Origin of the sequence: Microcystis wesenbergii NRERC-220, from assembly GCF_032027425.1 — a bacterium.
Taxonomy (GTDB): domain Bacteria; phylum Cyanobacteriota; class Cyanobacteriia; order Cyanobacteriales; family Microcystaceae; genus Microcystis; species Microcystis wesenbergii_A.
Map to the genome: position 1 here is coordinate 1,618,185 of NZ_JAVSJA010000001.1, position 13,619 is coordinate 1,631,803.

The 13,619-nt window shown below is 41.4% G+C and carries 11 protein-coding genes; 7 read left to right on the forward strand and 4 right to left on the reverse strand.

The features are described 5' to 3' along the window. Window positions 1-78: 78 nt before the first annotated feature. The gene (locus RAM70_RS07870) at window positions 79-1,401 is read right to left on the reverse strand and encodes a CmpA/NrtA family ABC transporter substrate-binding protein (protein WP_312673157.1); all 1,323 of its coding nucleotides are present in this window, start codon (window positions 1,399-1,401) and stop codon (window positions 79-81) included. A gap of 856 nt (window positions 1,402-2,257) precedes the next feature. Between RAM70_RS07870 and RAM70_RS07875 the strand changes: the two genes are divergently transcribed. The 4 genes from RAM70_RS07875 (at window position 2,258) to RAM70_RS07890 (ending at window position 6,540) form a co-directional block, all read left to right on the forward strand. Then, the gene (locus RAM70_RS07875; RefSeq protein WP_190380135.1) at window positions 2,258-2,395 is read left to right on the forward strand and encodes a hypothetical protein; all 138 of its coding nucleotides are present in this window, start codon (window positions 2,258-2,260) and stop codon (window positions 2,393-2,395) included. Window positions 2,396-2,466: 71 nt separating this feature from the next. Next, a complete protein-coding gene (locus tag RAM70_RS07880; RefSeq protein ID WP_312673160.1) occupies window positions 2,467-4,209 on the forward strand; it encodes an ABC transporter ATP-binding protein in 1,743 nt (580 codons plus the stop codon). 289 nt (window positions 4,210-4,498) lie between these two features. Continuing rightward, window positions 4,499-6,130 carry a purple acid phosphatase family protein gene (locus tag RAM70_RS07885; RefSeq protein WP_312673162.1) on the forward strand — a complete coding sequence of 544 codons (1,632 nt, stop codon included), beginning with the start codon at window positions 4,499-4,501 and terminating at the stop codon, window positions 6,128-6,130. 47 nt (window positions 6,131-6,177) lie between these two features. After that, entirely contained in the window at window positions 6,178-6,540 is a 363-nt protein-coding gene (locus tag RAM70_RS07890) for a hypothetical protein (RefSeq protein WP_312673164.1), read from the forward strand. On the opposite strand, the gene RAM70_RS07895 is transcribed toward RAM70_RS07890, so the two are convergent. Further along, window positions 6,537-6,710: a winged helix-turn-helix transcriptional regulator gene (locus RAM70_RS07895; protein ID WP_312673166.1), complete on the reverse strand. Its 174-nt coding sequence runs from the start codon at window positions 6,708-6,710 to the stop codon at window positions 6,537-6,539. The two genes, RAM70_RS07890 and RAM70_RS07895, sit on opposite strands and share 4 nt — an antisense overlap. A gap of 239 nt (window positions 6,711-6,949) precedes the next feature. On the opposite strand from RAM70_RS07895, the gene RAM70_RS07900 reads away from it, so the two are divergent. The 3 genes from RAM70_RS07900 (at window position 6,950) to lpxC (ending at window position 11,094) form a co-directional block, all read left to right on the forward strand. After that, window positions 6,950-7,825: an Hpt domain-containing protein gene (locus RAM70_RS07900; protein ID WP_312673168.1), complete on the forward strand. Its 876-nt coding sequence runs from the start codon at window positions 6,950-6,952 to the stop codon at window positions 7,823-7,825. A gap of 362 nt (window positions 7,826-8,187) precedes the next feature. Beyond that, window positions 8,188-10,161 carry a BamA/TamA family outer membrane protein gene (locus RAM70_RS07905; RefSeq protein WP_312675845.1) on the forward strand — a complete coding sequence of 658 codons (1,974 nt, stop codon included), beginning with the start codon at window positions 8,188-8,190 and terminating at the stop codon, window positions 10,159-10,161. 120 nt (window positions 10,162-10,281) lie between these two features. Next, window positions 10,282-11,094 carry a UDP-3-O-acyl-N-acetylglucosamine deacetylase gene (gene lpxC / locus RAM70_RS07910; RefSeq protein WP_312673170.1) on the forward strand — a complete coding sequence of 271 codons (813 nt, stop codon included), beginning with the start codon at window positions 10,282-10,284 and terminating at the stop codon, window positions 11,092-11,094. Here the strand turns inward: lpxC and RAM70_RS07915 are convergent. Continuing rightward, window positions 11,091-11,966 (reverse strand): N-acetylmuramoyl-L-alanine amidase-like domain-containing protein, encoded by an 876-nt coding sequence (locus tag RAM70_RS07915; protein WP_045362608.1) that lies wholly within the window; start codon window positions 11,964-11,966, stop codon window positions 11,091-11,093. The genes lpxC and RAM70_RS07915 overlap by 4 nt on opposite strands. 155 nt (window positions 11,967-12,121) lie before the next feature. Further along, window positions 12,122-13,618 carry a P-loop ATPase, Sll1717 family gene (locus RAM70_RS07920; protein WP_312673172.1) on the reverse strand — a complete coding sequence of 499 codons (1,497 nt, stop codon included), beginning with the start codon at window positions 13,616-13,618 and terminating at the stop codon, window positions 12,122-12,124. Window position 13,619: the final 1 nt, after the last annotated feature.

Genomic DNA, 13,619 nt, shown 5'->3' on the forward strand with positions numbered 1-13,619 from the left:
CAGTTATCAGTTATTAATTAACAGTTATCAGAAAATCATCTTTAACTGTTGACTGGTTACTGATTACTGCTCACTGATTTAAACCTTTTTAATCTTGAGAGATTTCAGGTAAGCGGTGGGATTTTCGGGGTCAAATTTCACGCCATCAAAGAAAGTTTCCACGCCGCGGGAAGGGGTAGCGGGAATTTGATCAGCCGGAACATTGAGGGCTGTGGCGGCTTCTCTCCAGATATCTTCCCGGTTAACCTTATCAACTAAAGCTTTGATGTCCGTATCGGCGGGAATATAGCCCCAACGGATGTCTTCAGTCACAAACCAAGTATCATGACTCTTGTAGGGATAGGAAGCGTTATCAGCCCAGAATTTCATGGCTACGGGGCTATTTTCGATTTTGCGACCATCACCGAAATCGATATTACCCTGCATTCTGCCCAAGATATCGGCGGGGTCAATTTTCAGCCATTCCCGTCCTGAAATAATCTCGCACATTTCCTTAACATTAGCGGGATCATTGCACCATTGCTGCGCTTCTAGAACAGCCATAGTTAAAGCTTTTGCCGCTTTGGGATTTTTATCCACCCAATCGGCGCGTAAAGCGAAGGCTTTTTCGGGGTGATCCTTCCACAATTCCCCAGTAATCAGGGCTGAATAACCGAGTTTTTTGTTAACTAATTGGGCGTTCCAAGGTTCCCCCACACAGAAAGCTTGCATCGTGCCGACTTTCATGTTAGCCACCATTTGTGGTGGAGGAACAACAATTAGGGATAGATCTTTATTCGGATCGATACCACTGGCGGCTAACCAGTAACGCATCCAGAGATCGTGATTACCACCGGGGAAAGTGACGGCGGCTTTAACTTCTTTGCCCGCAGATTTAGCTTTAGCGAAGGATTCTTTCAGTACACCGCTATCGAGGGCAACTTTTAGATCCATGTATTCATTAGAAATGGAAATCGCTTGACCGTTGGTATTCAAACGCGCCAGAATATACATTGGTACGGGCTGTTTGGTGATTTTGCCCAAGGTCATTAGGTAGGGTATGGGGGATAAAATATGCGCCCCATCGATACCGTTGCCCGCCGAACCTAATTCGAGGTTATCCCGGGTTGCCGCCCAGGAGGCTTGTTTCATCACTTGCACATCGGGCATCCCGTGTTTAGCGAATAAACCTTTTTCTTTGGCGATAATTAAGGGGGCAGCGTCGGTGAGGGCAATAAAACCTAGTTTAGCGGTGGTGACTTCGGGAGTTTCTCCACTGGCAACGGGGGAAGCTGCAGGACTGCCGGCCGGGGAGGGACTGGTCGCGGTATTATTGGGAGTGGCGCAACCGTGGAGAATTGCTGTTCCTACGGCAGTTGCCCCGGCAGTGAAGATAAATCTACGTCTGGAAAGTTTACTCATGGACTAAAAAATCGTGATTAGAAACTAAACAAAGGTGATGAAACGGTGAAAAATTCTCATTATTTACCCTAACTGACTGCGGTGATAACCGAGAAAATTTCTTGCAAGTAACTGTTGATTCAGTAAGGGTGCTTTAATTATTTGTATCTCTCGATCGCTTTTGCTTCTCCATCTAGGGAGATTTAGCAATAGTTTTTGTCTAAGAGATTTTTTCCGGAAGCATAACAGTTTTGAGGATTCGATGTATAGAGTCGGTTTTTAGTCATCTGGGCTAGAAAGATCAGTTTATTTCAGGGTTATCACCGAAGCAATTAACTTAAATTTACAGTCTTCAACGGGAAAATTCGTATAGATTGTTACAAAATATTGCCAGCCATGTAATAAAAGCATAAAAATTTGTCTGAAACGCATGGTAGGGCGATGGGGATTTTTAGCTATCTTGACTCAGTTATCGGATTTGAGTTTGCAGTTCAATGATTACTGGTTACTATTTACCGATTACTGAAAAATCCCCGCAAGTATTAGCGATGCTACCAGCTTGAGACAATCTCTGTTATGCTTTGGAACTTGCCAAGGACAAAAGAATATTATTATCGATCGATGCTTCCCTTTTATTAGATGAAGTCGCCGAATTAGAAGGGGTAGTTTTAACTATTGAAGATAAGCTAAGACGAATTTAAACTGGGCATTATTAAGTTAGCTAAAAAGCAGATAACCCTTACTGTTCCAGTGTTCCGGTGTTCTGGTGTTCCCTTATCGACCTAGACTAATTTAGATGCGCGGGCAGCTTATTTTGATTAATGCAGAGGAAATTCGCTATATTGAATTTTAGCAGGATCAAACAGAGATAACTTAAATGTCGGACAAACAAGAAAGACGATATGATAAATTTAAGCACGGCTATCAACCTAAAATTGATAAACCACCCGGTAAACCGCCCCAGGGTGGTTCTAATGTTAAACCGCCACCAAATCAGGACAAGGAGAAAAAATAAAATCTTGGGGGGCTATTCCCCCTTTTACCTGTTCCCTGTTCTAACTGCTTACCGATAACTGATAACTGAATATGGCTTATTCTCGCATTAAAAAACTAGCAAATTATCTACGTCCCCATTTGCAAATAGTAACTGGGGGGGTAGTTGCTTTGCTTATTGTTAATCTTTTGGGTGTTTACATACCGCTTTTAATCCGGGATAGCATCGATGATTTGAGTAAATCCTTTGATTTCCAAAAAATCATTTATTATCTGACTTTAATTGTCGCTTTAGCCTCGATTATGTGGTTTATCCGCATGATATCTAGAGTGTTATTATTCGGGATCGGTCGTCAGGTAGAGTTCGATCTTAAACAAAAAATCTTTCAGCATTTATTAACCCTTGAACCTGCCTATTTTTCTCGGCAAACTTCAGGAGATTTAATCAACCGTGCCACTAGCGATGTGGATAATGTGCGTCGTCTGGTGGGTTTTGCTTTACTCAGTTTAGCCAATACTTTTTTTGCCTATGGGTTAACTTTGCCCGTAATGTTAGCGATTCATATTCCCCTTTCAATCGCCGCTATTTCTGTCTATCCTTTGATGTTAATTGCTGTGCAGTTATTTAGTGGTCGTCTGCAGCGGCAACAGAAAAAAGTACAAGAAAAACTCTCGCATCTGAGCGATTTAATTCAAGAGGATATGAGTGGTATTACTCTGATTAAAATCTATGCCCAAGAAGGTAACGAGCGCCTAGCATTTAAACAAAGAAATCGCAAATTATTACAGGCTAATTTAGATTTAGTCCAGACTCGTAATTTTCTTTTTCCCCTGATTGAAGCTTTATCCTATGTGAGTTTATTGGCGTTGCTTGCCCTCGGTACTAGACAAATTATATCGGATAATATCACCATTGGGGACTTTATTGCTCTGTTAATTTTGGCGGAAAGATTAGTTTTTCCCACTGCTTTATTAGGTTTCACTATTACGGCCTACCAACAGGGAGAAGTGAGTATCGATCGCCTAGAAACTATCCTGTTAGCTGAGGCTAAAATTAAAGACAATGCCGATTGTATTCACCTAAAAAATATTCAAGGAAAAATTACCGCCAAAGCCTTGACTTTTTTCTATCCTGATGCTAAGGAACCAGCCTTAAAATCTCTTTCTTTTACCATTAATCCGGGAGAAACGGTAGCGGTCGTCGGTGCGATCGGATCAGGAAAATCTACCCTTGCTAACGCTATTCCCCGTCTTTTGGATATTGCCGAGGGACAGTTATTTATTGATGATCAAGATGTCACTCGAATTGCCCTTGAATATCTACGAAAAGCGATCGCTTATGTTCCCCAAGAAAGTTTTTTATTTAGTACCACCATTGAAGATAATATCCGTTACGGCGATCCGCTGCTGAATTTTCCGGCAGTGGCATCGGCGGCCAAACAAGCGAGAATTGAGGAGGAAATCGAGAATTTCCCGCAAAAATACGGAACTTTAGTGGGAGAACGTGGGATTACTCTTTCCGGGGGTCAACGTCAACGGGCCTCTTTAGCGCGCGCTTTAGCCATCCAAGCGCCGATTTTAATCCTCGATGATGCCCTATCTAGCGTCGATAATCAAACAGCCACGGCTATTTTGGAAAATCTCAGACAAGAAAGCCAAAAAACCGTGATTTTTATCTCCCATCAATTATCGGCCGCTGCCACTGCCGATCGCATTTTTGTCATGGATCGCGGAGAAATTGTCCAGATGGGAACCCACGAGGAGTTAATCGCAATACCTGGGGTCTATCAAAATCTCTGGCAACAGCAGCAGTTAGAGTCTAAGGTTTTACATTAGCCGATAAAATGGCGAATCTGCTAGTTATTGCCAGTTAAGCTGGGAACTATCTCAATTACTCGTCAGGACTGTTTAAATGCAGTACAGCAGTTATCTTTTAGCGACAATAGACCTCTTGTAAAAATCAAAAATTGTTGTTAGGGTTAGGAGTCAGTAGCCAGTAGTCAGTAGTCAGGAGAATTAAGAATGAATAATAATCAGTTAAATGGTCTATTTACAGACTTTATGCCATTTAATCCTTATTTTTGCCGTTTTTGAACCCTGAAAAATTAATTATGCAAGAGGTTTAATGAACAAGAATCAACTTTTAACCGAACCTTTTTTACAATTACCCACCGAAACATCAATACAAGTGGTTTGGTTTACGGAATTTTTTGGCACTGGTCATCAGGTGCGCTACGGGGAAAAACTAGAGAAAATTGCCCTCGCTCGTACTAGCAAATTAACTAGAGTTAGAGAAGATGCCAAATCGAGAACCCTTGAAGCTTATCAATCTTTAAGCGAGCGAGAAATCTGGCGACATCAGGCCGAAATTACTGATTTAAATCCTGGGGAAAGGATTCCCTATCAAGTCACCAGTTTTCAGGAAAATACAGCGATTAGAAGTGATATTTATACCCTTACACCAAGACCAAAAAAAGGAACTAATCTCAAAATTCTGCTCACTTCCGATCATCAATTAATGCCCATGACTGCCGCTAATTTGCAAAAAGTTAGCGAAACTATTGGACAGGTGGATGCAGTTTTTTTAGCAGGAGATTTAGTTAATATACCCGATCGAGCTTCCGAATGGTTTGATGATAGTCGCGGTGGCGCATTCTTTCCCTGTTTACAAGGTCGTGCTAATTATACTCTGACAAAGAATGGTATTCAGACTATTTATAAGGGGGGAGAAATTATTCAAAATGCGCCCTTATTTCCTGCTATTGGTAATCATGAAGTTATGGGCAGATTTTCTAATTCTACAGGTTTAAATGAACAGTTTGAAGATGCTATTCCTCAGTTGATCGCTAAACAACTAGCAGAGGATACAGCAGCAATTAATGAAAACTGGTTAAAAAATCATGCTTTCAACACAGAAACCTACGAAGAAATTTTTTCTTTGCCTCAAAATAAATATTATTCTCTCACCTTTGGGGATATTCGTTTAGTGGTTTTATATGTTACTAATATCTGGAGAAATCCCAATTTAGAACCCAATGCAAGGGGAAGATATTACGAAAATCAAAGAGATTTAGATAGACCCGACCGCTGGGGTTATGGCCAGCATATTTTTGAGCCAATTGCTCAGGGTAGTCCTCAATATCAATGGTTAGAAAAAGAGTTAAATAGTCGAGAATTTCAAGAGGCTAAATATAAAGTAGTTATGTTTCATCATCCTCCCCATAGCCTAGGGGTCAATATCGTTCCACCCTACACCGATCCCGTGCCGACAATTGAACGGGATGCCACGGGAAAAGTTAGATCAGTCCGTTATGATTATCCCCAAGAAAATGATTATATTATTCGTGATCTAATTCCTTTATTAGAATCAGCCAAGGTTAATTTGGTTTTTTATGGGCATTCTCATTTATGGAATCGTTTTCTTAGTCCTAACGGTATGAATTTTCTCGAATCTTCTAACGTTGGTAATAGTTATGGTGCTTATTTAGGTGATAAAAAACGTCCTGTACCTCTCGATAGAAATTATGCGGCGATCAGTAATCCCAATGGATTAGAAGCAATTATCCCGAATATTGCTCCTCTAGTGGATTGGGTTAATCAACCTTTACCCTATATTGCCAGTAATGATCTGACGGTTTTTAGCATTTTAGATACAGAAAAAGGAACCGTGAGCAGTTATCGTTTTGATACTCGTTATCCTGACTCCGAGGTAATTAAATTTGATGAATTTGACCTTTTTAGCGGAGGTGAAGTATAATAAAATTAAAGAAGACCAGTTAAATAGATTCTCTTGGGGTTAATTGTATGACTACTGTTACTAGCAATGATATTCAAGAATTGAAAGACTTGCTCTCGGCAATGCGAGAAGAAACCCGCAAGCAAATTGATACGCTAAAGGAAGATAATCGCAAACAACTAGAAAACCTGAGAGAAGAAAATAACAAGCAATTTATTAACCTACACAAAGAAATCACGGAAGTCAAAATTATCACGGCTAAAATTGAAGGAACAATTCAATCCCAAGCAGTATTAACCCAAAAAATTCCTGATTTAATCGAGAAAGTTGGGGAATTAAAAAACTGGAAACAAATAGCTATTGTCGCTATCACTGCTTTTACCAGTGCCACAATTACTTGGTTTATTCGAGGAGGAAATTTGAAACCTTAAAGTCTGGCATTTTTCTCAATTCCTAATTGGTGCATTGGCAGAATAATCGGTTTCAGGGTTTCTCCGAAAGCGGTTAAAGAATATTCAACTTTAGGAGGAATTTCTGGATCAACTTCTCGGTGAATCAGTCCATCTAACTCTAATTCCCTCAGTTGTTGACTAGCTGCCACGGATCAATAATAATTTCTAGTCAGCTTGCTCCCATCCCCGATTCTTTCCTTAGCTTTTTGCCTGCCGTTGCTAGATCTATTTTGAGCAAGAGAAGCTGAGAACTTTTCTGGGCAGGCTTTTGAACTTAGCTTGTGTCCGTCAGGGCCAGTTTTCCTAGCCATTGCCTCATAACTGATATATTTCCTGAAAAACTGGGCAATCTAGGATTGGACAGCATCTTGATAAGGGGGATAAGACCTTGGACTCCGCTAACGCTCAGAAAATTCTCGGTATATTCATCGAAGAAGCAAAAGAACACCTGCAAACTTTGGAGCAGGGGATTTTAGACTTAGGCAATCTCGTGAACGACACTGAACAGATTAACGAGATGTTTCGTGCCTCCCATTCCATCAAGGGGGGGGCGGCCATGTTAGGTTATAGCAGTATCCAAAAAACTGCTCACCGTCTTGAGGATGCTTTTAAAATACTGAAAGAAAATCCCCTACAAGTGGATCAAAAATTAGAATCTTTGTTCCTCAAGGGTTATGATCTGCTTAAGATATTGATCAATAAGCTGCGGAGTCCCTTAGGCTTGCAAGCCGAGGAAGCTAACGCTATCGTTAAAAAAGGTGAACCGACTTTTGCCGAATTACAGGCCCATCTTAAGTATCTTGTCGGCCAAGGAAAATCTACCCCAGCTATGGCGGCAGCCTCTTCTATCTCCATCCGCGTCAGAGATATCCTCAAACAGATGTTACAACTGTTCAAACAGGAAGAAACCAGTGCTTCCCGTCAGCAATTACAAAAATTAACTTTATCTCTTCAATTGGCTTCAGAACAGCAAAAATGGCAATATTTAGTTAAAAATGCCCAATCAGCCCTGGCTAACCCCAAACATTCCTATCGTACTCTCGCCCCGGTTATTATTAAAGAATTAAAACAAGCTAATGATTTATTAGAATGGGGTCGCGGGGAAGAAATCACCGTCAGTCAAGAATTGCAGTTATTAGCCACCGCGAAATTACCACAAATCCTGATTACCCTGGAACCGGAATTAGTAGCTAGTACCCTGCTGCAAATGTTCAATCGCCAACAGGTCTCGCAGCTGGTACAGTTATTACAAAAGAAAGGTTGATGTCGGCGCTAGCGTAATTAATTGTTCACCAACCGAGGTGGCAATAATCCTAGAGGGTGAAGTGGGGATAGAGCCAAACCGAAAAAAGCTAAGATATGGCAAGATAAAAACTTAATGCTAACGGCTGACCAGTATCAGACCTGAGGCAGTGTCTCTTTAGTCACTGGTCAAGCTGGGATTTACTGAGAGTAAGCGATCTGCTAGAGTTTTAACGTTCGTTAAATTTCTCGGGCAGAGAAAACAAACAAAACCATAATGGTGTTACTGGGTGTGTGGAAGTGCTTAAAAATCTCAATTTTTCGAGGCGATATTCCTCGCTGGCCTTGCTGCTGGCTATTTTCGGATTATTTCACGGGACGGTAATGGCCGAAGAAGAACCCCCAGAGACGGTTTTTCCCCGGGTCGAGCAGCTAGTACAGTCGCCTCCCGCGACGGGAGAAACTACTCCACCCGTGCTACCGCCGCCGGAAACCCCAACCCCTCCAGAAACTCCCACAACACCCCCACCAGCGCAGGCCGAGGAGTCGCGGGTCTTGGTGGCTGAAGTGGTAGTACAGGGGGCTGATCGAGAATTAGAAAATCTAGTTTATAATACCATTCGTACCCGACCCGGACGCAGCACGACTCGATCGCAACTACAAGAAGATATTAACGCCGTTTTTGCCACGGGCTTTTTTGCCGATGTGCGGGCAGTTCCTCAAGATACGCCCCTAGGGGTGCGAGTCACCTTCGAGGTGCAACCTAACCCCGTTTTTCAGGGTGTACAGATTCAAATCGCCCCAGAAACCGTGGACAAATCGATTTTACCTGCCGCGGTGGTCGAGGAAATTTTCGCCAGTCAATACGGCAAAACCCTGAATTTGCGGGAATTACAGGCGGGGGTCAAAAAAATCAATGACTGGTACAGCAAAAACGGCTATGATCTGGCCCAGGTGATCGGTGCGCCGCAAGTCACTCCCGATGGTAGGGTGATTCTGGTCATTTCCGAAGGTTTAATCGAAAAAATTCAAGTACGCTACTTTAACGTCGAACAGGAACCGGTCAAGGGTAAAACCAGAGAATTTATCATTACTAGGGAAATGCGCCTAAAAGCGGGGGATATTTTTAACCGCAATACAGCCCAACAGGATTTACAGCGTGTTTTCGGTCTCGGTTTATTCGAGGATGTGCGTCTGTCTTTTTCCCCTGGCAGCGACCCAAGGGAGGTGGTCGTTAACGTCGATGTGGTGGAAGGTAATACCGGTTCCCTGGCCGCTGGGGGTGGTATTAGCTCGAATGCGGGCTTATTCGGGACTGTTAGCTATCAACAGCGCAATTTTGGCGGTAATAACCAAACTTTAGGGGCAGAAGTCCAGTTAGGGGAACGGGAATTGTTATTTGATCTGAGTTTTTCCGATCCTTGGATTGCCAAGGATAATTTCCGCACTTCCTACACGGTCAACGTTTTCCGGCGACAGTCGATTTCTCTGGTTTATGATGGGGAAAATTCCTCAATTCGGACTCTTAACGATAATGATAGTCCCCGTATCGTCCGGACGGGTGGCGGTATTACTTTTGTCCGTCCTTTGGCCCCTGATGTGTTTACGAAACCAAAATGGGTGGTTTCCCTAGGCTTTAACTATCAACAGGTACAGGTGCAAAATGCCAATGGTGACATCTCCCCTCTGTCTGCACCTCTCAATGGTTTTGGCAGTCAACAACTGGCTTTTAGTTCCTCTGGGATCGATGATCTACTTTCCCTAAATATTGGCGCTATTCAAGATTTTCGCGACAATCCCCTGCAACCCACCAGTGGTTCTTTCCTGCGTCTAGGTTTAGAACAAACTATTCCGGTCGGTTCTGGCAGTATTTTCGGCACTCGTGTTCGGGGTAGTTACAGTTACTTTATCCCCGTTCGGTTGATTAATTCCTTTAATCTCTTTGAAACCGATATTTTTAAAGGTCAGCAATCCCTCGCTTTTAATGTGCAAGCAGGGACAGTATTAGGCGATTTACCCCCCTACGATGCTTTTATCGTTGGGGGTAGTAACTCTGTACGGGGTTACGCCGAGGGAGAAGTGGGTAGCGGTCGCAGTTATTTCCAAGCGACGGCCGAATATCGTTTTCCCATTGTCGCCATTATCGGGGGGGCTTTATTTGTCGATTTCGGCACTACTGTTGGTTCCCAAGGGGATGTCCCTGGTCAACCAGGGATTGTCCGGGATTTACCCGGTACCGGTCTCGGTTACGGTTTGGGTGTTCGGGTACAATCTCCCGTCGGCCAAATTCGGGTTGACTTCGGTTTTAATGTCGATGGTGGTTCTCGTCTCCATTTCGGGATCGGGGAACGATTCTAATCAGTTATCAGTTATCAGTTATCAGTTATCAGTTATCAGTTATCAGTTATCAGTTATCAGTTATCGATAAATTTAGTTCTTTTTGCTGTTCACTGATAAAAGCTTTATTACTTAATAATTATGGTTTCTACTATCCCTAAACAATTTGAATTATCGGGAATTGGCCTGCATTCGGGGGAAATAACACGGGTGCGCGTCTGTGGGGCCAATCCCGGAGAAGGACGTTATTTTGTCCGCAGAGATTTAACCAATCAACCGATTATTCCCGCTCTAGTTTCTTCGGTTTACCAAACGACTTTATCAACGGAATTGGGACAAGGAGAAGCCAAGGTTAGAACCGTTGAGCATTTATTAGCAGCCTTAACCGCTTTGGGGGTAGAGGATGCTCGCATTGAGGTGGATGGTGCGGAAATTCCCCTCCTCGATGGTTCGGCCAAAATCTGGGTAGAAGCGATCGAAAATGCCGGTTTAGATAACTCTTTTTCTCGATCGGATTTAACTATTTCTCAACCGATTTGGTTGTACGAAGGAGATGCTTTTGTGGCGGCGATTCCTTCCCCTGAATTACGTTTTACCTACGGGATCGATTTTACCTATAAACCGATCGGTAATCAATGGTATAGTTGGAGTCCTGATCAAGAAAGTTTTAGTCAAGCGATCGCAGCTGCCCGTACTTTCGGTTTTGCCGATCAAATTGAATATCTGCAAAAGGCTGGTTTAATTAAAGGAGGCAGTTTAGAAAATGCTTTAGTCTGCGATCAAAATCAATGGTTAAATCCTCCTTTACGCTTTGATAATGAGCCAGCAAGACATAAATTATTGGACTTAATTGGTGATTTGAGTTTACTGGGAACTATTCCCACCGCTCATTACATGGCTTTTAAAGCTAGTCATAAACTCCACGTTCAATTAGCTCAAGCAATTCAGGGTTAATTATTTCTTGGATCAAGGGGACGAACAACAAAAATACCGATGGCTTTGTCCACTTTAGTGATATATTTTTCTAGGTCTTTAGCAATGGTAACTTGACCAGCAGGAGAGGCATGAATTAAGCCAATTTTGCCATCGGAAAAGCGATAAACTAGACCGGTATGGGTGGTATCTAAACCAGGGATATTAGTCACGACACCGATAATATCGCCAGCTTGCAGTTGTGGATAAATATCTTTAATCTTAGCGGTGGGAATATAGGTTAAGGATAAACTTTCTAATTGCCGTTCTACCTGTTGAATACAATCGTAATTACTTTGAGTTTTTAACTGGGGGTATAGAGGGCGGTTTTTGCTGATAAAGTTGAGCTTTTTGTTAAGAGTAATTCCACCTAATTTTTGAGTAATATTTTCTAGATTGCCTCGTTTTTGGTTGTCATTAATCCAATCGGAAAAGTAATGCAGACGACTACAATAACCGTCGAGAATACCGTGGCGATAACGCTGATTTAAAACCTGCTGACTAAAAGCAGAATATTGATAATTTTTTAAAGCAAAATTGTGACTCAAAGCGAGAACTGTTTCCACAAAAAGGACACAATCAAACTCTTTTAAAGAGATAAATAATTTTTCTGTTGCCGAGCGTTCGAGTAATCCTGCTTGATATTTTGCTCCTAAAAATTGAGTGGCGATATTCTGGATTATATCAGCCATGGGTAAGCGATCGAGTTGTGTATTTTGGGCGTACTGCACCAGTTTTTGATAATTAGGATCGCTGACTTCTTGAGCAAGAATAGTTTCCGATCGAGCTATACTCAAGGGAATTAAAACAGGATTAATTAATAAATAGGGTAAAGTTATCCAATTAAAAAACATTGTCGATCGATTACTGAAAATAATAAGGGTTTATCACCGACTAATACACATTAACTATCGGAGTTATCAACTGTTAAAATCTGCCAATGTTAGTTATTATTGCTTCATGTATTTTACTATTTATTCTACATAAAATTATTGTCGATATCCTCAAGTTATTGAGGACGTTTAACCCCACCACGACGTTTAACTTGAAACCCATATAGATAAATTTCAGGTATATTAATTCGACCATCGAGGAGACTTTCCACCACACCCAATTGTATTAGATATTGCATAATTTCTTCAGGTTCCTTAACAGGAGGTTGTTTTTCAGGACTCCAGTGAGTTGAGCGCACAGCCTCTAAAAAAGTTTCTTTTAATATAGGAGCTTCTAACCCTTTTAACTTAGTTTTTAGAGATTCTAACCAAGGATATTCTTCCTGTGCTAATTCTTTAATTCTATCCTCTGAAGTATCCATTAAAGCACTCTGGAGATCAGAGGGTTGTAGAAGGTATAGCTCGGTCAGTTGTTCAAAACTTTCAAAATGTTCTAATCTTTTGGCTGCCGCTTTGTCGAATAATTTTAGAAAAGAGCGAGGAGCAATTCTACCCCCAGCATCCTGAAGATGATTAGGTATCCATCGGTAGGTAATGCCTTTTTTAGGACTAGCTCCCATATATTTACCGATCATTATTTCGATTAATTCTTGAAATAATTGTTCATCACTTCTAACATTCCATCCTAGTTGGGTTGAGCTTTCATAAATTAAATTAGGGATAATCTGTAAATAGTCTCTCATTTCTTGAGCCGAATTAGCTAACCGTTTAATCCAGAGTTGATAGAGCCAAGAAGGTCGCCATTCTAGCCGATGGGATTGTAATTTAGAAGCATCAGGAAATCCCAAAAATTCCTCTCTAAATAGGTCGGTACGAAGAAATATTTTTGGTCGAATTCTCTCCCAACGACGAGAGCGATCGAGCCAAAAAGCTAATAATTCTCTAATCGGATTAGCTAGAGCATTATAAGTAGTCAATAACCGATCTAATTCATCATAAGTAATAAATAGCCAGTGGTCAGAAGTAATTAATCGTTCGTCTAATTTGTCAAGAACATAATTTAGATGTTCAAAATTATCTTTAACTAAAATTCTCCATTCTGATAAAAGCGATAACCTATTTTGAAGAATAGTAGTAATATTTGAATCTAATTCTTGACCTATAATGCTGGCAATATCAGATTCTTTTTCCTGTAAAATGACACCTAAAATCAATCCTAACCAGAAACTACGCCATTCAAGATTAGTAGCGTTTTGCATTTCTTCTTCTATAATTTCTGGTATCGGAAATCGTTTTTCAGTTTTGAGAGTGCGACCAAATCCTGCCATCCATCTGGTCTGATTTAAAGGAGCAAGACCTCGAATATTTAAACTATTAACTAAAGCTTCTCGTCCAGAGGGAATGGCTAGTAAACGAAATAATTCTGTTTTACCCACACCCCGACCACCTTGAATTAATAAAATGCTTGGCTCCAAAGCTTTTCTATAATCAACCACGGGTAAGAAATTTTTGAGAAATACGTCTTCATCATCACTTTCCTGTTCAGCAGTTGCTTTTCCAGGAGCAACTGCTCCCATTAATTCCAGTAACTTTTTTTTATCGAATTCAGCCATA

Bases quoted from the DNA above. Each gene is read 5' to 3' on its own strand.
- RAM70_RS07870 (WP_312673157.1), bottom strand. From the start codon at position 1,401: ATGAGTAAACTTTCCAGACGTAGATTTATCTTCACTGCCGGGGCAACT.
- RAM70_RS07875 (WP_190380135.1), top strand. From the start codon at position 2,258: ATGTCGGACAAACAAGAAAGACGATATGATAAATTTAAGCACGGCTAT.
- RAM70_RS07880 (WP_312673160.1), top strand. From the start codon at position 2,467: ATGGCTTATTCTCGCATTAAAAAACTAGCAAATTATCTACGTCCCCAT.
- RAM70_RS07885 (WP_312673162.1), top strand. From the start codon at position 4,499: ATGAACAAGAATCAACTTTTAACCGAACCTTTTTTACAATTACCCACC.
- RAM70_RS07890 (WP_312673164.1), top strand. From the start codon at position 6,178: ATGACTACTGTTACTAGCAATGATATTCAAGAATTGAAAGACTTGCTC.
- RAM70_RS07905 (WP_312675845.1), top strand. From the start codon at position 8,188: ATGGCCGAAGAAGAACCCCCAGAGACGGTTTTTCCCCGGGTCGAGCAG.
- lpxC (WP_312673170.1), top strand. From the start codon at position 10,282: ATGGTTTCTACTATCCCTAAACAATTTGAATTATCGGGAATTGGCCTG.
- RAM70_RS07915 (WP_045362608.1), bottom strand. From the start codon at position 11,966: ATGTTTTTTAATTGGATAACTTTACCCTATTTATTAATTAATCCTGTT.
- RAM70_RS07920 (WP_312673172.1), bottom strand. From the start codon at position 13,618: ATGGCTGAATTCGATAAAAAAAAGTTACTGGAATTAATGGGAGCAGTT.